Here is a 16309-nt window from a genome sequence, read left to right as displayed (position 1 = left end):
TTTTCTATCATGATTCTAGACTAACATATCTGTTCTGCTAGTCTAGAGCCAATTAAATATTATAATATTTAATTTATCTTAAATATCTTTATATAAACCTTCAAATGTAAACCTAATTCAACAAATGCAATCTCCTGCATAGATTCTGTTATGAAATGTCAGGTCTTAGCCTATTTCTGGAAAATCTCCCTAATATATTTTTCTGTCATTACACTCAACAATGGACCTGAAAATATATGAATAATTATCCTGAAACCCCAAATTCAACCGAAACACAAGACCATCAGCCTGGTGTTCAGACTGCAATGAACCCAAAGCCAGAGATTATTAAACCTCACTATAAAGGTAGCGAGAAATTGAAAGGCAAAGTTGCTCTTATTACCGGTGGAGATAGTGGGATTGGCCGTTCGGTATCTGTCCTGTTTGCCCGTGAAGGAGCGGATATCGCGATTTGCTATCTGGACGAAGATCAGGATGCAAAAGATACAAAGAAAATGGTTGAAGCAGAAGGACAGCGCTGTCTACTGATCAAATGTGACTTGCAGCAACCAGAAGAAATTCAAGATCTGGTGAAACAGACTATTCAGGAATTCAAGACAATTAATATTCTGGTAAATAATGCAGGAGTACAATATCCGCAGAAAAGTATTACCGATATCTCTCCTGAACAGCTATATCAAACTTTTAACACCAATATTCTGGGTATGTTTCATTTAACTCAGGCGGTTCTCCCACATATGCAGGCAGGTGACAGTATTATTAATACCACCAGTATTACCAGCTATCACGGACATGATGAACTGATCGACTACTCCAGCACTAAGGGTGCAATTACCACGTTTACCCGTAGTCTTTCGACCAATTTGCTGAAAAACAAGACAGGTATTCGTGTTAACGGGGTTGCACCCGGCCCGATCTGGACCCCACTTATTCCAAGTAGTTTTGATGAAGAAACCTTAAAAGAGTTTGGTAAGCAGACACCGATGGGCCGCATGGGACAGCCAAGTGAAGTCGCTCCAGCCTATTTATTTCTGGCTAGTGAAGAAGCCAGCTATATCTCGGGTCAGGTGATCCACGTAAATGGTGGCAGCATTGTTAATGGCTAAATAAAAGCTTTAGGATGATGGCTCTGGGGTCATTATCCTGTTCAAAATTAAGATTTTAAAATTGACTTCTCTTTAGAACTAAAAATAAGTTAGATATAAATGTTCCAGTCATTTAATGAGCTATAAAACAATTCAAACAAATCCTGACAGAAGCTTACTTTGCCTAAATCAAGTCCTTGTTATAGTTATTCCCATATCAGACCGCATGTGAGGATCAGCCTATGCCTAGAGGTGATAAATCTGCCTATACGGAAAAACAGAAACGGCAAGCTAAACACATTGAAGAAAGTGAGAAAGAACAAGGACGTTCTGCAGAAGAAGCTGAACGTATTGCTTGGTCTACAGTCAATAAACAGGATGGTGGCGGAAAGAAAAAGAAAAGTTCTGATCAATCGTAATGATTTTTTTAAAACATTTCATATATATAGGTGTTTAAAACATTTGTTTTAAGGATTGCTAGAAAATATCAAATCCAAGCTGTTTTAAATTTAAGCTTCCAGTTTAACGATGACAATTTTTCTCCTATCCATCTATCCAATAATTTTAATTATTAAATTTTAAATCTGACATAATCTTAGGTAAACATATGAAAATTTTGATTGTTCTGACCTCACATGATCAACTTGGTGACACAGGCGAAAAAACCGGTTTCTGGCTAGAGGAACTGGCTGCACCATATTATCGATTCATTGATGCGGGAGCCGAAATCACTTTAGTCTCCCCACAAGGTGGTCACCCACCGCTTGATCCTAAAAGCAGTGCTGAAGATGCCCAAACTGAAGCAACCAGACGTTTTGAAGCAGATGAAACTGCTATGCGTGCTTTAGCCAATACCCATAAATTAAGCGAAGTAAATGCAGATGAGTTTGATGCCGTATTCTATCCAGGTGGGCATGGTCCGTTATGGGATTTAGCCAATGACTACACTTCAATCCATTTAATTGAAGAAACCTTGCAATCCAATAAGCCTGTCGCACTGGTCTGTCATGCGCCAGGAGTACTGAAAAAGGTAAAAGATAGTGAAGGCCACTCAATTGTGTCAGGCAAATCAGTGACTGGTTTCAGCAATACCGAAGAAGAGGGAGTCGGCCTGACGAATATTGTTCCATTCCTGGTCGAAGATATGCTGAAGGAAAATGGCGGGAACTATTCCAAAGCTGATGATTGGCAAGTCCATGTGCAGCAGGATGGCTTACTGATCACCGGACAAAATCCAGCATCATCTGCAGCAACGGCGGATGCCCTGTTAGATTTATTAAAATAATATCCTAAAGATCCCCATGAATAAATAACTCCTGATTTCTGCTCAATTCAGGAGTTATTTAAACAATTAAATCATGACTAAAATCCATCAACCTTGAATGCTTTTCTCAACTCACGGCACATCAAATGGTGATGGATCCCATGTACCTCGTTCCAGTTCTCTTAGTTTAAACCAGACATGTACAGATTCTCGCTGAAAATTCCGCATGACATAACTATAAAGTTTTTCAGAAATAGGAACTTTAAAACTCAATAATCGATGTAGCATGAAGGCTAAATCAAAATCTGCAATACTCCATTGTGAACTTAACCATTGATCGCCAATCAAAGCCTCACTTACTCTGGTTAATCGATCAATTTCCATTTGGGTATGCCGGTCTGGAACATAGGGTTCTGGTAATGGCTGAAAGATACCTGTTGAAGGCATATTTTGACATATCAGACTAAAATCAGATTTAAGCAATGCCTGAACCGCCCGACATTTAGCACGCGCCCGAATATCTGCCGGATAAAGAGCCGGATAATCAGGTGCTGGAAAAAGCTCGTCTAGAAACTCAGTGATTGCCATGGATTCAAAAATTGACCAGCCATCCACAGATAAGCAGGGAATTTTTCCAGTTTTACAGATTCTTAAATAGGTATCTGTTTTATTTTCATCCTTATCCAGATCGATTTTAATCTCTTTAAAATCGACATGTTTTTCTCTCAGGGCCACAAAAACCGACATGGCATAGGGACTTAATCTTTTACGATCAATATAAAGGCTTAGACTTTGCATAGCATGGCTCCCCTAATGGAGTTGTTATCAGTATATAAAACTATGGGATTGCATACGGTCATCAAGTTCCAAGTTATACCCAAACTGAAGTGAACAATAGCGGAGTATCTTTACAGAGTTTAAGCAATTGCAACCAATCCACTGCTAAATGGAGGAGCTCATTAAGCTGAATTCAGCTTTCCAAGTCATATGATTCACGTTAAATTAAATCATTTCTTTGATCAGTCACCATCATGCTTAATTTTGACGAATTTCCAGATACGGTCTATGCCATTCAGCATCTTGCCTTTGAAGACCTTGGCGCGTGGGAAGATACTTTCTATCAGCTCGGCCTACGCGTACGTTATTTTGAAGCAGGGGTCGATGACCTGACCCAGGCATTTGAACATACAGGTCTGACGGTGATTTTAGGTGGTCCAATCGGCGTTTATGAAACTGAAGACTATCCTTTCTTACAACAGGAAATAGACTTACTGAAAGTTCGTTTACAGCAAAATTTGCCGACTTTAGGAATTTGTTTAGGTGCACAGCTTATTGCGCATGCATTAGGAGCAAAAGTGTATGCAGGTCATAGCAAAGAGATTGGTTGGTCCAAGCTTAGCCTTGCATCTGTAGAGAATAATCCACTAAAAAATCTGGAAAATCTTGAAGTATTACATTGGCATGGAGATACGTTCGACCTGCCCACAGAGGCTGAGCTTCTGGCAAGTTCTGCGGTCTATCCAAATCAGGCTTTACGGATTGGCAGCAATATTCTGGCACTGCAATTTCATGCTGAAGTGGAAGCTGAGCGTCTGGAGAAATGGCTGATTGGCCATACCTGTGAGCTGCGTCATGCGAAGATCGACATTGCAGCCTTACGTGCCGACAATCAGCAATATGCTGCTGCTTTAGAAGCTGTATCGGTGTCCATTCTTCAAGAATTTCTCAAGCACATTCAAACCAGCTAATTTTTATTCTTCAAATTAAGTGGATGATAAAAGATATTTATTCAGATTAGCTATCTACTAATTTCTAGCAAAGCTTAATTTTCATCCATAAAAAAGCACCCAACAGGGTGCTTTTTAAATTTGTCTTTTGTTATTTTTTCGCAGCGGGTACAGATGCTTCGGTGGTAATGTTTACAGTAATTTTATCACCGACATTTGGCACATATGCGCCCACATTGAAAGCTGAACGGTTAAATGATGTAGTCGCATTGAAGCCAATTGTTTGCAGTTTTGTCATTGGATGAATAGCCTGTTTATTTAACACTGCATCCAGCACAACTGGCTTGGTTACACCTTTTATAGTCAAATTACCGGTGATTTTATATTTGTTTTTACCTAAAGCCTGAACCTTGGTACTTTTAAACGTGATGTTTGGATATTTCTCTACATCAAAGAATTCTGCTTTTTGAATATGCTCATCCAGTGCTTTAACATTGGTATTAATACTCGATACCGGAATAGTTACATTCACTGATGAGTTAGCAGGCTTTTCATTATCAACCGTAATCGTGCCCTGAATATCACTAAAGTTCGCAGATGGTGTCGAGAAACCAAAGTGACTCCAACTAAATACGGTCGCGGTATGGCCTGGATCAATGGTATACGCAACCGGCTTCGCCATAGAAAATGTTGCTACCGATGAAACCGCTAAGCCTAATGCTAATGTTTTGAAATTCATGTTTTTATCTCTCGTTTTGGATGTTTTCAAGTGTATAGAATTCAGAAATATTTACAGCCCTAAAGATAAAACGTTTTGTTGCAGCGATGAAACAATAAATTTGTAAGTTATTTTTTAAATTTCTACTATTAATCCATTCGGTATTGGATGAAACCGGTTTTCTTGGCAACCTGATCATAAAGCTGCTGTGCTTGTCGATTGCTCTCATGAGTTAACCAATACACTCGATCACATCCACGCTGTTTGGTATCTACATATACTTTCTCAATCAAGGCTCGTGCCACACCCCGCCCTCGAAAATCAATATGCGTATAAAGATCTTGCAAATAGGCATACGGCGTTAAAGTCCAGCAGCTGTCATGTTGAATGACATGCACAATGCCGATAACTTGCTGATTCAGAATCGCTGCGAATCCATACATATTGCCGAATGCTAGATCAGTAAGCCTTTGCCAGGTATGCTGATCTACCTCTTCACTGAGCTGAGTCTGATAAAAATTCTGGTAATCCAACCATAATGGCAGCCACTCCTGCTGTGTAATATTTTCTAGAGGCTCAATTTGAATCTGGTCTTGTATCATCATTTTTATACGATTCTTCTATTTCAAATAGATTCAATTAGCTTAGGCTATTTTGATGATTAAGATAAGATATTTTTTATTTTTACTCATACCAATTTTTTAAAATATATCTATGACTCATACAGATGATTATTTTTGTACAAAAAAAGCCCCATGTGGGGCTATTTAAGTCTTCAACTTTAAAGCTTTTCCACCAGAATACGGTCAATCTGCTTTAAACCAGAATGTTTTTCATGGTTCTTACGACGCACTTTAATAATTTTTTCAGCCGCCAGATCCTGAAGTAACAGCTCAACTGCCATCATTGCTTCAAGAGGCAGATCCTGCCCGATCCATTTCTGTTCGCCTGCATCCATTAAAGTAATTTCATCGTTAATTTGTTCATACAAGCTCATGTTCATCTCACTCTTTCATTTCGACTATGGGAGAACTTTTTAGCGGTTGCCACATGAAAACAACACTAAAAAGTGAAAAAACAAAAGACGCCCCAAAACTGGGGCGTCCTTTAAAAACTGTTTAATCAGTTGATTAAGCAGTAATCTCTTTTACAGCTGCTACAACTGCTTCAGTGGTAATACCGAAGAACTGGAACAGATCTTTCGCAGGTGCAGATTCACCATAAGTAGTCATACCAATCACACGACCGTCAAGACCTACAAATTTCCACCAGTAATCCACATGTGCAGCTTCTACCGCTACACGTGCACGAATCGCTGCAGGGAGAACTGCTTCACGGTAAGCAGCATCTTGCTTCATGAATTCTTCAGCACATGGCATAGAGACGACACGTACACCTTCAAGTTGTGCATACGCTTCCATTGCCAGAGATACTTCTGAACCCGTTGCAATAATGATCGCTTTCAATTCGCCTTTTTCTTCAGCCAGTACATAACCACCTTTCGCAGCGTTCTCGATTTGTGCTTGAGTACGGGTCTGGAATGGCAAGTTTTGACGAGAGAAGATTAATGCCGTTGGGCCTTCTGAACGCATTAAAGCTGATTTCCAGGAAATCGCGGCTTCAACAGTGTCACATGGGCGCCATGTATTCAGGTTCGGTGTACCACGTAAAGATGCGATTTGTTCAACGGGTTGGTGCGTTGGACCATCTTCACCCAGACCGATTGAGTCATGCGTATAAACATGAATTACGCGCTGTTTCATCAGGGCAGACATACGCACTGCATTACGTGCATATTCCATAAACATCAGGAATGTTGCTACATACGGAATGAAACCACCGTGTAGTGCTACACCATTAGCAATTGCAGTCATACCAAACTCACGTACGCCATAGTGTACGTAGTTACCTGCCGGATTGTCCTGTACGCCTTGCGCACCTTTCCATAAAGTCAGGTTAGAGCCTGCAAGGTCAGCAGAACCGCCAAGCACTTCAGGCAAAGAAGGCACAAGTGCTTGCAACGTATTTTGACTTGCTTTACGTGTCGCAATCGTTTCTTCTTTTGCATTTACTTCAGCAATGTAAGCATCTGCTTTTGCAACAAAGTCAGCTGGAAGATCACCAGAAATACGGCGTTTTAATTCAGCTGCTTCAGTTGGGTATTTTGCTGCATAAGCGGCAAAAGTTTCATTCCAGGCTGCTTCAGCTTGTGAACCTTTTTCTTTGGCATCCCATGCTGCATAAACTTCAGCAGGAATAACAAATGCTTCGTCTGACCAGCCAAGCGCTTCACGAGTCAATACGATTTCATCATTACCTAAAGGCGCACCATGACAGTCTTCTTTACCCTGTTTGTTTGGTGAACCTAAACCAATCACTGTTTTACACATGATGATGGTTGGTTTGTTCGCTTCAGCTTTCGCTTCTACAGTCGCTTGACGGATTGCATCCGCATCATGACCATCAACTTTGATGACCTGCCAGCCATAAGATTTGAAACGTTGCTCTGTATCGTCAGAGAACCAGCCTTCAACTTCGCCATCAATCGAAATGCCGTTGTCATCATAGTAAGCGATCAGCTTGCCTAGACCCAAAGTACCCGCTAATGAACATGCTTCATGAGAAACACCTTCCATCAAGCAGCCATCGCCCAGGAAGCAGTAAGTAAAGTGATCAACAACTTGAATATCGTCTTTGTTGAATTGCGCAGCAAGCGTTTTTTCAGCCAGTGCAAAACCTACGGCATTGGCAATACCCTGGCCTAATGGACCAGTAGTGGTTTCAATACCAGGTGCATAGCCCAATTCCGGATGACCTGGAGTTTTAGAATGTAATTGACGGAATGATTTCAAATCTTCGATTGAAAGATCATAGCCCGTTAAATGAAGAAGTGCATATTGCAGCATTGAGCCGTGACCGTTCGACAATACAAAACGGTCGCGGTTCGCCCAATTCGGGTTAGTCGGGTTATGGCTTAAAAATTCGCGCCAAACCACATCAGCGATGTCTGCCATCCCCATTGGAGCACCTGGATGTCCTGAGTTTGCTTTTTGCACAGCATCCATTGCCAATACACGAATTGCGTTTGCAACACGACGTTCATTAAGCGGGGTTGTCATAAATCAGTGTCCAAATAATTCAGAAATAGAAAATGATGAAAAGACTTTCAAAACTGCTGCATATTGTCTTAAAAAAACAGCGAGGGGTAAAGACCAGCCTACAATATTTATCACTTTATTGTTGTTTAGATTAGTCAACGTACATTTAATCTACACTTTTAAGTACAGGCACCGATTAATACTCAATTTTCATCACAATAAAAACCCTAATTTTCTTATGTTTTACAAGCGAGTTCCCTTCTATCAAATTTTTATTATTCTCTTAAAAAGGTCAGCTACTTAAATATACATATATGACTTTTATTGATTCAAATTATTTCCCTCATCGGCAGGACTAAAAATAAACTAAAGCTCGCTGCTGTATTTTACCTTTTGCCCACTTCTTCGTTTTCAATAAATAAGGCCTAGTCTGTAGGCTTATACATGCAATGAAATTTTATAAATTTTAGATCAAAGTCTTGATGCAATCCTTCTATATATTTATGTCGATCAGATTAATAGAGTTTTTAGCTCATTAACCTTAGCTTAAATCATCACGATTGATGGAGTTTTTTGCGACAGTAAAATGCATTTTCAAACAATAAGATTGCTGCTTCTTCGGAAGAAGCAATCTAAGGTATAAGGAGCCTAGCCCTACTGCTACAAAAAATGACCAAAAAAAGCTGCCGTATTTTTCTTGAGCAAAACATAAGCAAAAACCATTGATATAAGTGGTATATCAGTTTTTCAAATACTAATATTCAAATAAAAACAAATTAAATTGAAACAATTTCAGCCAATTTTACCGTTCAAACCTAGTCCTTCGACGCAACACGATGTAACATATCGGGTCTTTAAATTTAACTGTGATAGGACTTATGCGCGAGTACGCTGTATTTACCTCGGAATCTGTAAGCGAAGGCCATCCAGATAAAATGGCTGACCAAATCAGTGATGCCATTTTGGATGCAATCTTAAAAGAAGACCCATATGCGCGGGTTGCTTGTGAAACGCTTGTAAAAACGGGTGCGGTTGTACTTGCCGGTGAAATCACAACAACTGCAAACGTCGACTTTGAAGCGATCGTACGTCAAACCGTAAATGGCATTGGTTACCACCATTCTGATCTTGGCTTTGATGGTTCAACCTGTGCCGTGATCAACATGATCGGTAAACAGTCCCCTGAAATCGCTCAGGGTGTAGACCGTCAAAAGCCAGAAGATCAAGGTGCCGGTGACCAGGGCCTGATGTTTGGTTATGCCAGCCGTGAAACTGACGTATTAATGCCTGCGCCAATTTCTTATGCGCACCGCCTAATGGAAAAGCAGGCTGAATTACGTCGTAATGGCTCATTGCCATGGTTACGCCCAGATGCGAAAAGCCAGGTAACTTTCGCTTATGAAAATGGCATGCCGGTACGTTTAGATGCAGTGGTCCTTTCAACTCAACATGATCCTGAAATTTCACAAGCGAACCTGAAAGAAGCTGTGATTGAAGAAATCGTGAAGAAAATCATTCCAGCTGAAATGTTCCATGCAGAGACTAAATTCCACATCAACCCGACCGGTATGTTCGTAATCGGTGGTCCTGTAGGTGACTGTGGTCTGACTGGCCGTAAAATCATTGTAGATACTTACGGTGGTATGGCGCGTCATGGTGGTGGTGCATTCTCTGGTAAAGATCCATCAAAAGTTGACCGTTCTGCTGCTTATGCAGGTCGTTATGTAGCGAAAAATATCGTTGCGGCTGGCCTTGCTGATAAATGTGAAATTCAGGTGTCTTATGCAATTGGTGTTGCTGAGCCAACTTCTATTTCAATCAATACCTTTAATACCGGTAAAGTGTCGGATGAATTGATCGTTCAATTGGTACGTGAGCACTTTGACCTGCGTCCATACGGTATTACCCGTATGTTGAACCTGATCCAGCCAATGTATAAACAGACTGCGGCTTATGGTCACTTTGGTCGTGAAGGTTCAGACACTGCATTTACTTGGGAAAAAACAGATAAGGTTGAAGCATTACGTGCTTCTGCTGGTCTGTAATTTTTCTTGCTTAAAAAGCCTGCCTTCGAGCAGGCTTTTTTGTTTTCAATAGTTTATAAAATGGTTGACAACATTTACACGAACACCACATTTTGTAGCATTCTGAAGCACGTGATTCCGATAATATTTTTATATCAGTGATCTATGAAAACAAAAGGATATAACACAATGAATAAACTTCTTATTGCTTTAGGTTTGGCGACAACTGTGGCACTTGTAGGCTGTAGCAAGGAAAAACAACCTGAAACTGGCGCAACTACAGGTGAGCACCTGGAAAATGCTGCAGAACAGGCAGGTCATGATATGGAAGATGCGAGCCGCGAAGCTGCAGCTGAAACCGACCAAGCTCTGGATAATGCAGCAGCAAATACAGCGGAAGCAACAGATAGAGCTGCTGCAAGTGCTGAAGCTGCAGCCCAACGTGCTAAAGAAGCAGCCAAAGATGCAACAGCATCTGTTGCAGGTTCAGTTGAAGAAGGCGCAGCAAAAGTACGCCAAGAAGCTGAAAATTAATTCTGGTTACTTGATTCTTTTTCAAGGCTCCAGTGCCTTAAAAAGCCTGCATTTTGCAGGCTTTTTTATTCTCTCACCTATCTTTCAGATTTGATACCTGGAAAAGTGAATCCTGAAGCCGAACTCAGCCAATTGATCTGAATTTATATTATGCGTGGTTACTCAAGAACTGACGTAAGGTTGCAATATAGCTGGATCATCATGCATTGGAGCCTTAGCTCGTGCTTGGGATGAGATCAGTGTTCATGCCAATACCACCGCTAAATCATTAAAAACTAGCAGACCAGCTACCCTTGTCTTTTCTGTACGAACATTATTTCCCACGTCTTAAATCTTGCTCAGGCTTAAGCAACTGATCTCAGCTGCCGAAATAATTGTAGGTATGTTTTCACTGGCAATTTTAGACGCGATTACCAGCTTACTTTACCAAGACGTTAAAGCTAAGTGCCAGTTAATATATTCCCTTTTTTGCTATCGCTGCCATGCTGTTCCTTTCCTGGAATATCTCGCTCTTTCACTTCAATCTGATTTAATATAAATTAAATTGATATGAAGAATCAGATATTGGAATGTAAATTCTAGGTTTTGGACTCGCTTTGAAAAAGCAGCACTGTAAAATGACACACTTTATTTTTTGATATTTTATCTCTCCTATGTCAGTGATTGCTGCATCCTCAAACCGATCTAATATATCGGTTTGGGTATCATTTATTTTACTTGCTTTAGGTACGGTCGGTGCCTATCAAATCGTAGGGCTGAATCAGGCGCTTTTGTTCCTGGTCGGTGGCGCCTTGGGCATGACCCTGTACCATGCCTCTTTTGGTTTCACTTCTAGCTGGCGTGTGTTTATCAAGGAACGCCGCGGTCGCGGGTTACGCGCGCAAATGATTATGCTCGCTCTGGCAGTATTACTTTTCTTTCCCGCCCTTGGTGCCGGTGAGCTGTTCGGTAATCCTGTCAAAGGTAATGTTAATCCCGTTTCCATATCAGTCATGATTGGTGCCTTTATTTTTGGTATTGGCATGCAGCTCGGTGGCGGCTGTGCATCAGGTACGCTCTATACCGTTGGTGGTGGTAGTGCGCGTATGCTGGTAACTCTGTTCTTCTTCTGTGCAGGTTCGCTGATTGCAACGTCTCATCTCGACTGGTGGTTTAATCTGCCACATCTGGCACCAATTTCGATTGTGAAAAGCTTCGGGGTAGTGCCTGCACTGTTACTCAGCTTTCTAGTATTTGCAGTTATTGCCGCTGCGACTGTGTTTCTCGAAAAGAAACGCCATGGCAGTCTGGAAGCTGAACCACAAAGCCAATATCAAGGCTGGAAACGCTTTCTTCGTGGTCCATGGCCATTGATCTGGGGCGGTATCATTTTAACCTTGCTTAACTTTGCGACTTTGGCACTGGCTGGACGTCCATGGGGGGTAACTTCTGCCCTTGCCGTTTGGGCAGCGAAATCGGCAAGTTTCGTAGGTGTAGATGTTGCTTCTTGGGCATATTGGCAGCAACCAGGCAATGCTAAAGCATTATCAGAATCACTCTGGTTTGACATCACGTCAATGATGAACTTTGGCATCATGCTTGGCGCCCTCCTTGCTGCAAGTCTGGCAGGTAAATTTGCACCCAATTTCAATATTCCAAAACGTTCATTACTGGCAGCAGTCATTGGTGGCTTAATGCTCGGCTATGGCGCACGTTTGGCTTATGGCTGTAACATTGGCGCATATTTCAGTGGTATTGCTTCAGGCAGTGTACATGGCTGGTTATGGCTGATATTTGCCTTTGTGGGGAATGGTATTGGGGTAAAACTCCGTCCGATTTTCTTCCCGGGCGAAAAACCTCAGCCAGAAAAACTGACCGGCTGTTAATACTCCAGCATAAAGAAGCCCATCTGATGATGGGCTTCTTTATGCACTGAATAATTTTAAAAATTTATAGTGCCGCTTTTAGATTACAACCATAGTTCATGGTTTGTTGTACCTGACGATAGCTGGTATATCGATCCAGAATAAAGGTATAGAACTGATCAGCCGTTGAGAAATTCGCTTTAAGATCTTCTTTTTCTGTATTTGGCAGCTGAATATCATTCACTAAATTAAGATTGTAATGTCCCAGTCGATACATCTCGGCAAAATAGCCATTCATCATATCGCAATAGGCCATTTTACTGGACTTAAGTGCTGTGCTTGCGACCAAATGCTGATTCAAGGTTCTCAGGTTATTTACATCTAAGGGGAACTGATGCGCAAAGGCAATGCTTTCGACTTTCTTAAACTGGCTAAAGTCAGTTGCCAGTTTTTGATTGAGGGTATCAAAGCGTTGCTGTAATTCCTGAGCATTTTTAACCTGATACTGAGCGGGGTCGACCTCAACCTTTTCGGGTTCTTGCGAACATGCAGTCAACGTCAAGCCTAGCGCCAATGTACTCAGCCATACCTTCATAAACACATCACTCAATCAAAAAACAATAGCGCTCTGATTATGCCTGAAAATCCTAAAGCATGTGTTTCAAAGTGCTTTTTCATTCATATATCGCCAATAGCGCTTAGGCACATATTGAATATGCAGCTTCATATTCTTACGTGCCTGAATATTTACACTATGAAAATAGTCTTTCCAAAGCTGGTCATAGAGTAATTCCTCATCATCCAGTTCAACGCTGAAAGACTGACTATGTCCAAGCCGGACTTGTGGATCTATCTGTACTGCATTCATTTCTACCTGATGTAAATTTTTTAAATCATAGTAGATACCATATTTGCGCTGTTCATCATAAATCAGCCAGGTCTGATCCTGATAACGTTCCTTGAAGTGTTTGCTAATAATCGGTAGCACATTAAAATCTGGCTTGATCAAACTTAAGAACAAACCATCCTGACATTTTTTGAAACGCACAAAAGCTTCCATCCGGTGCTTTTCGCGTCCCACCTGTTTTGCCCATTGTGACATACCCAATACCGCAGCATGACCATAGTCTTGATCCACTGGACGCTGACTCTGAAAAACATATATCGCAAAGTCAAACAGGACCTGAAAAGCCTGTTCTTGCTCCGCCAAAAAGGTATAGTAAAAAGCCCTCAAGCTGCCTGAACCGACTTTCTGCTTTAAGCCTTGCCAGACACGCTGGCCATGCGCATCATTAGACGCCACATGAATAAAATCATCAAACAGACCATTTTGTGCATGTGGATTGGCAGTAATTCTGACCTCAAATTCACGAAATTCAAAAGCACGAAATACACAGCTCAATAGTCCTGTCATCGTGCCATCAAAATAGTAACAGGCCATCAGAACCCTAATCCCAGTTGAGGTGAAAGTTGCTGCTGATATTTTGAATAACCCGACTGCAATATCTGCTGCCGAATCTGTTGTGATTGCTGTTCTTTTTTAAATTTTGGTGTATCGGCGCAGTGGATAAAATGCTGCGCACGGTTATAAGCTACCCCCATACGTTTCAGCTGATCAATATGAATCTGACCAAAACGGCGCGCCTGAACGATTTTTTTGGCTGAGCGTACTCCGATTCCCGGTACTCGCAGAATCATTTTATATTCGGCTCGGTTAATATCGACTGGAAAGGCTTCCGGATGACGTAATGCCCAGCTGAGCTTCGGATCAATATCCAGTTCCAGATTCGGATGCTGATCATCGACAATTTCTTCAGCATCAAAACCATAAAAACGCATTAACCAGTCAGATTGATACAGCCGGTTTTCACGTAATAATGGTGGCGCTGAACCCACGGCCGGTAGTGCTTTTTCTTCAGCATTAATCGGGATATAACCGGAGAAATATACCCGTTTTAGCTTGAATTCCTTGTAATGCCGATCCGCCATCAAAATGACATCACGATCCGTTTCACTATGCGCCCCAACCACCATTTGTGTAGTCTGGCCTGCCGGTACGAATTTGGGTACAGCCTTGATGATTTTACTTTCGTCTTTCATTTGAATCAGACGATCACGCACAATGCCCAGATCTTTCTGTACTTCAGCATGAGTTTTCTCTGGGGCAAATTTTCGTAATCCATCTTCTGTTGGCATTTCCAGATTGATACTCATCCGGTCCACATAGAGACCTGCTTCAGTAATAATTTCCTGCGAAGCTCCCGGAATGGTCTTAAGATGAATATAACCATTAAAGTTTTCTTCCAGCCGCAGTTTCTTGACTACCTGCAGCATACGCTCCATGGTGTAATCGGCAGACTTAAAGATACCTGAACTCAAGAACAGCCCTTCAATATAATTACGACGATAGAAGTTCATGGTCAGATCAACCACTTCCTGCACGGTAAAAGCGGCCCGTTTTACATCATTGGAACGGCGCGAAACGCAATACGAGCAGTCATAAATACAGACATTGGAAAACAGGATTTTCAGTAAGGAAACACAACGGCCATCTTCAGTATAGCTATGACAGATCCCGTTGCCGGTATTGCCTAGACCTTTATCTTTATTCTTTCGATTACTGCCGCTAGATGAACAGGACACATCATATTTGGCAGCATCAGCGAGAATCTGTAATTTTTCACGTATACGATCAGACATGAGTTCAGGAAAATTTAACTAAAACAGTATTATAAAACTGCAGGATTTCATCTACTATGCAATCGATCAGTACAGCGACAATGAGTGTCGTCGCAAATGTAAAGCTTATGTAACTATAGTCGAATATTTCAAAATAAAATAACCAATATGATTTGCTTAATTTTCAAGGCGAAGGCACAGTAAGGTGATAACAAGGAGCAAAGCCATGTCTTTATTGGAAAAATTAGGCATTAAACACCCAATTCTGTTAGCACCCATGGCCGGTGTCTCCACACCTGAGCTGGCCGCTGAAGTCTCTAATCAGTGTGCTTTGGGTTCATTAGGATTAGGTGCCAGTAGCGTACAGTCTGCGCGTGAACAGATTCTTAAAACTCAGGAGCTGACCGATCAGCCTTTTCAGGTCAATTTCTTCTGCCATAAAACTGAAGACTTAGATGACACTGTCGCTCAAGCCTGGATCGAGCAGTTCAAGGATAAATTCGCCCAGTTTGGTGTAGAACCACCCAGAACCTTGAAATGCATTTATCCAAGCTTTAGGGACAATGATGATTTCCTGAATCTGGTTCTGGAAACACGTCCAAAAGCGGTGAGTTTTCACTTTGGTATTCCGCATTCGCATCAGGTTCAAGCACTTAAAGAGGCTGGAATTATCACCATGGTTTCTGCGACCAATCTGGCTGAAGCACGTGCGATCGAGGCTGCTGGCATTGATGTGGTGATTGCTCAAGGTATTGAAGCAGGTGGGCACCGTGGAATTTTCAGCACCAAATTTGATGCCTCAGTCAAAACTTCGAATTTAATCAAGCTGATTAAACAGTATTGCTCCTTGCCTATTGTAGCCGCTGGGGGCATTATGGACGGCTATCAGGCACGACAGATGCTGGAGTTTGGTGCTGAAGCCGTTCAGCTGGGAACGGCATTTGTACAGTGCAAAACCTCTAATGCCAATGAAGCCTATCGTAAAGCCTTGCTGTCTAAACCATTGACTCAAGTGACTGCAAGCATTTCTGGTCGTCCTGCGCGTGGCATTATCAATCACTGGCATACTGATATCGACACCCCGGATCGTCTAGATGTACCAGCCTATCCATATACTTATGACCTGGCCAAGCAATTACATGCAGCAGCCGTTCAACAGGGCGATCATGGCTATGGTGCTTTCTGGGCTGGCTCAAACGCCGCACAAACACGCGAAATGGAAGCTTCGGATCTGGTTAACCAGCTGGTTCTGGAGATTAAACATCGAGAATAAGCAGTTTTTCTTCTCATTAAAATAAAAAAAACCTCTCAATATTGAGAGGTTTTTTTTATGAGT

The 16309-nt window shown here is 41.6% G+C and carries 16 protein-coding genes; 8 read left to right on the top strand and 8 right to left on the bottom strand.

Annotated elements, in window-relative coordinates; translation table 11 throughout:
- Window positions 1-236: 236 nt before the first annotated feature.
- The 3 genes from C8322_RS06665 to C8322_RS06660 all read left to right on the top strand — a co-directional run bounded on the left by C8322_RS06665 (window position 237) and on the right by C8322_RS06660 (window position 2370).
- Window positions 237-1106 (top strand): SDR family oxidoreductase, encoded by an 870-nt coding sequence (locus C8322_RS06665; RefSeq protein ID WP_111810464.1) that lies wholly within the window; start codon window positions 237-239, stop codon window positions 1104-1106.
- Between the two features lie 221 nt (window positions 1107-1327).
- Window positions 1328-1504, top strand: coding sequence for a hypothetical protein (locus C8322_RS14385; RefSeq protein WP_099046671.1), 177 nt, complete (start codon window positions 1328-1330; stop codon window positions 1502-1504).
- Between the two features lie 188 nt (window positions 1505-1692).
- Entirely contained in the window at window positions 1693-2370 is a 678-nt protein-coding gene (locus tag C8322_RS06660) for a type 1 glutamine amidotransferase domain-containing protein (protein ID WP_004812565.1), read from the top strand.
- Window positions 2371-2481: 111 nt separating this feature from the next.
- On the opposite strand, the gene yfcF is transcribed toward C8322_RS06660, so the two are convergent.
- Window positions 2482-3147 (bottom strand): glutathione transferase, encoded by a 666-nt coding sequence (yfcF, locus tag C8322_RS06655; RefSeq protein ID WP_004812564.1) that lies wholly within the window; start codon window positions 3145-3147, stop codon window positions 2482-2484.
- A 233-nt stretch (window positions 3148-3380) separates the two neighbouring features.
- Between yfcF and C8322_RS06650 the strand changes: the two genes are divergently transcribed.
- Window positions 3381-4097: a glutamine amidotransferase gene (locus tag C8322_RS06650; RefSeq protein WP_004812561.1), complete on the top strand. Its 717-nt coding sequence runs from the start codon at window positions 3381-3383 to the stop codon at window positions 4095-4097.
- A 130-nt stretch (window positions 4098-4227) separates the two neighbouring features.
- Here C8322_RS06650 and C8322_RS06645 read toward each other — a convergent pair whose 3' ends face one another.
- The 4 genes from C8322_RS06645 to tkt all read right to left on the bottom strand — a co-directional run bounded on the left by C8322_RS06645 (window position 4228) and on the right by tkt (window position 7913).
- On the bottom strand, window positions 4228-4815 hold the full coding sequence (locus tag C8322_RS06645; protein ID WP_004812559.1) for a YceI family protein: 588 nt from the start codon (window positions 4813-4815) through the stop codon (window positions 4228-4230).
- Window positions 4816-4943: 128 nt separating this feature from the next.
- Window positions 4944-5399, bottom strand: coding sequence for a GNAT family N-acetyltransferase (locus tag C8322_RS06640; protein ID WP_004812557.1), 456 nt, complete (start codon window positions 5397-5399; stop codon window positions 4944-4946).
- A 176-nt stretch (window positions 5400-5575) separates the two neighbouring features.
- Complete coding sequence (locus C8322_RS06635; RefSeq protein ID WP_004812556.1) at window positions 5576-5791, bottom strand: hypothetical protein; 216 nt, start codon at window positions 5789-5791, stop codon at window positions 5576-5578.
- 133 nt (window positions 5792-5924) lie between these two features.
- Window positions 5925-7913, bottom strand: a complete 1989-nt coding sequence (gene tkt, locus C8322_RS06630; protein ID WP_004894294.1) for a transketolase — start codon at window positions 7911-7913, stop codon at window positions 5925-5927.
- A gap of 857 nt (window positions 7914-8770) precedes the next feature.
- On the opposite strand from tkt, the gene metK reads away from it, so the two are divergent.
- The 3 genes from metK to C8322_RS06615 all read left to right on the top strand — a co-directional run bounded on the left by metK (window position 8771) and on the right by C8322_RS06615 (window position 12315).
- Window positions 8771-9937: a methionine adenosyltransferase gene (gene metK, locus C8322_RS06625; RefSeq protein ID WP_004812553.1), complete on the top strand. Its 1167-nt coding sequence runs from the start codon at window positions 8771-8773 to the stop codon at window positions 9935-9937.
- A gap of 168 nt (window positions 9938-10105) precedes the next feature.
- Window positions 10106-10450, top strand: coding sequence for a hypothetical protein (locus tag C8322_RS06620; protein WP_004812551.1), 345 nt, complete (start codon window positions 10106-10108; stop codon window positions 10448-10450).
- 653 nt (window positions 10451-11103) lie between these two features.
- Window positions 11104-12315 carry a YeeE/YedE family protein gene (locus tag C8322_RS06615; RefSeq protein WP_108675936.1) on the top strand — a complete coding sequence of 404 codons (1212 nt, stop codon included), beginning with the start codon at window positions 11104-11106 and terminating at the stop codon, window positions 12313-12315.
- 64 nt (window positions 12316-12379) lie between these two features.
- On the opposite strand, the gene C8322_RS06610 is transcribed toward C8322_RS06615, so the two are convergent.
- The 3 genes from C8322_RS06610 to C8322_RS06600 all read right to left on the bottom strand — a co-directional run bounded on the left by C8322_RS06610 (window position 12380) and on the right by C8322_RS06600 (window position 14994).
- Window positions 12380-12889 (bottom strand): hypothetical protein, encoded by a 510-nt coding sequence (locus C8322_RS06610; protein WP_004812548.1) that lies wholly within the window; start codon window positions 12887-12889, stop codon window positions 12380-12382.
- 66 nt (window positions 12890-12955) lie between these two features.
- Window positions 12956-13735: a TIGR03915 family putative DNA repair protein gene (locus C8322_RS06605; RefSeq protein ID WP_005221700.1), complete on the bottom strand. Its 780-nt coding sequence runs from the start codon at window positions 13733-13735 to the stop codon at window positions 12956-12958.
- A complete protein-coding gene (locus tag C8322_RS06600) occupies window positions 13735-14994 on the bottom strand; it encodes a putative DNA modification/repair radical SAM protein (protein ID WP_004894280.1) in 1260 nt (419 codons plus the stop codon). Before C8322_RS06600 ends, C8322_RS06605 begins: the two co-directional genes overlap by 1 nt.
- A gap of 205 nt (window positions 14995-15199) precedes the next feature.
- Between C8322_RS06600 and C8322_RS06595 the strand changes: the two genes are divergently transcribed.
- Window positions 15200-16246, top strand: coding sequence for an NAD(P)H-dependent flavin oxidoreductase (locus C8322_RS06595; RefSeq protein ID WP_005221699.1), 1047 nt, complete (start codon window positions 15200-15202; stop codon window positions 16244-16246).
- Window positions 16247-16309: the final 63 nt, after the last annotated feature.

It is taken from the genome of Acinetobacter sp. SM1B (assembly GCF_003289665.1).
Taxonomy (GTDB): domain Bacteria; phylum Pseudomonadota; class Gammaproteobacteria; order Pseudomonadales; family Moraxellaceae; genus Acinetobacter; species Acinetobacter schindleri.
The sequence above is the reverse complement of the archived record's forward strand: the minus strand, read 5'-3'. Positions and strand labels throughout refer to the sequence as shown.

Coding starts and splice junctions, on each gene's coding strand:
- C8322_RS06665 (WP_111810464.1), top strand. CDS start 237: ATGAATAATTATCCTGAAACCCCAAATTCAACCGAAACACAAGACCAT.
- C8322_RS14385 (WP_099046671.1), top strand. CDS start 1,328: ATGCCTAGAGGTGATAAATCTGCCTATACGGAAAAACAGAAACGGCAA.
- C8322_RS06660 (WP_004812565.1), top strand. CDS start 1,693: ATGAAAATTTTGATTGTTCTGACCTCACATGATCAACTTGGTGACACA.
- yfcF (WP_004812564.1), bottom strand. CDS start 3,147: ATGCAAAGTCTAAGCCTTTATATTGATCGTAAAAGATTAAGTCCCTAT.
- C8322_RS06650 (WP_004812561.1), top strand. CDS start 3,381: ATGCTTAATTTTGACGAATTTCCAGATACGGTCTATGCCATTCAGCAT.
- C8322_RS06645 (WP_004812559.1), bottom strand. CDS start 4,815: ATGAATTTCAAAACATTAGCATTAGGCTTAGCGGTTTCATCGGTAGCA.
- C8322_RS06640 (WP_004812557.1), bottom strand. CDS start 5,399: ATGATGATACAAGACCAGATTCAAATTGAGCCTCTAGAAAATATTACA.
- C8322_RS06635 (WP_004812556.1), bottom strand. CDS start 5,791: ATGAGCTTGTATGAACAAATTAACGATGAAATTACTTTAATGGATGCA.
- tkt (WP_004894294.1), bottom strand. CDS start 7,913: ATGACAACCCCGCTTAATGAACGTCGTGTTGCAAACGCAATTCGTGTA.
- metK (WP_004812553.1), top strand. CDS start 8,771: ATGCGCGAGTACGCTGTATTTACCTCGGAATCTGTAAGCGAAGGCCAT.
- C8322_RS06620 (WP_004812551.1), top strand. CDS start 10,106: ATGAATAAACTTCTTATTGCTTTAGGTTTGGCGACAACTGTGGCACTT.
- C8322_RS06615 (WP_108675936.1), top strand. CDS start 11,104: ATGTCAGTGATTGCTGCATCCTCAAACCGATCTAATATATCGGTTTGG.
- C8322_RS06610 (WP_004812548.1), bottom strand. CDS start 12,889: ATGAAGGTATGGCTGAGTACATTGGCGCTAGGCTTGACGTTGACTGCA.
- C8322_RS06605 (WP_005221700.1), bottom strand. CDS start 13,735: ATGGCCTGTTACTATTTTGATGGCACGATGACAGGACTATTGAGCTGT.
- C8322_RS06600 (WP_004894280.1), bottom strand. CDS start 14,994: ATGTCTGATCGTATACGTGAAAAATTACAGATTCTCGCTGATGCTGCC.
- C8322_RS06595 (WP_005221699.1), top strand. CDS start 15,200: ATGTCTTTATTGGAAAAATTAGGCATTAAACACCCAATTCTGTTAGCA.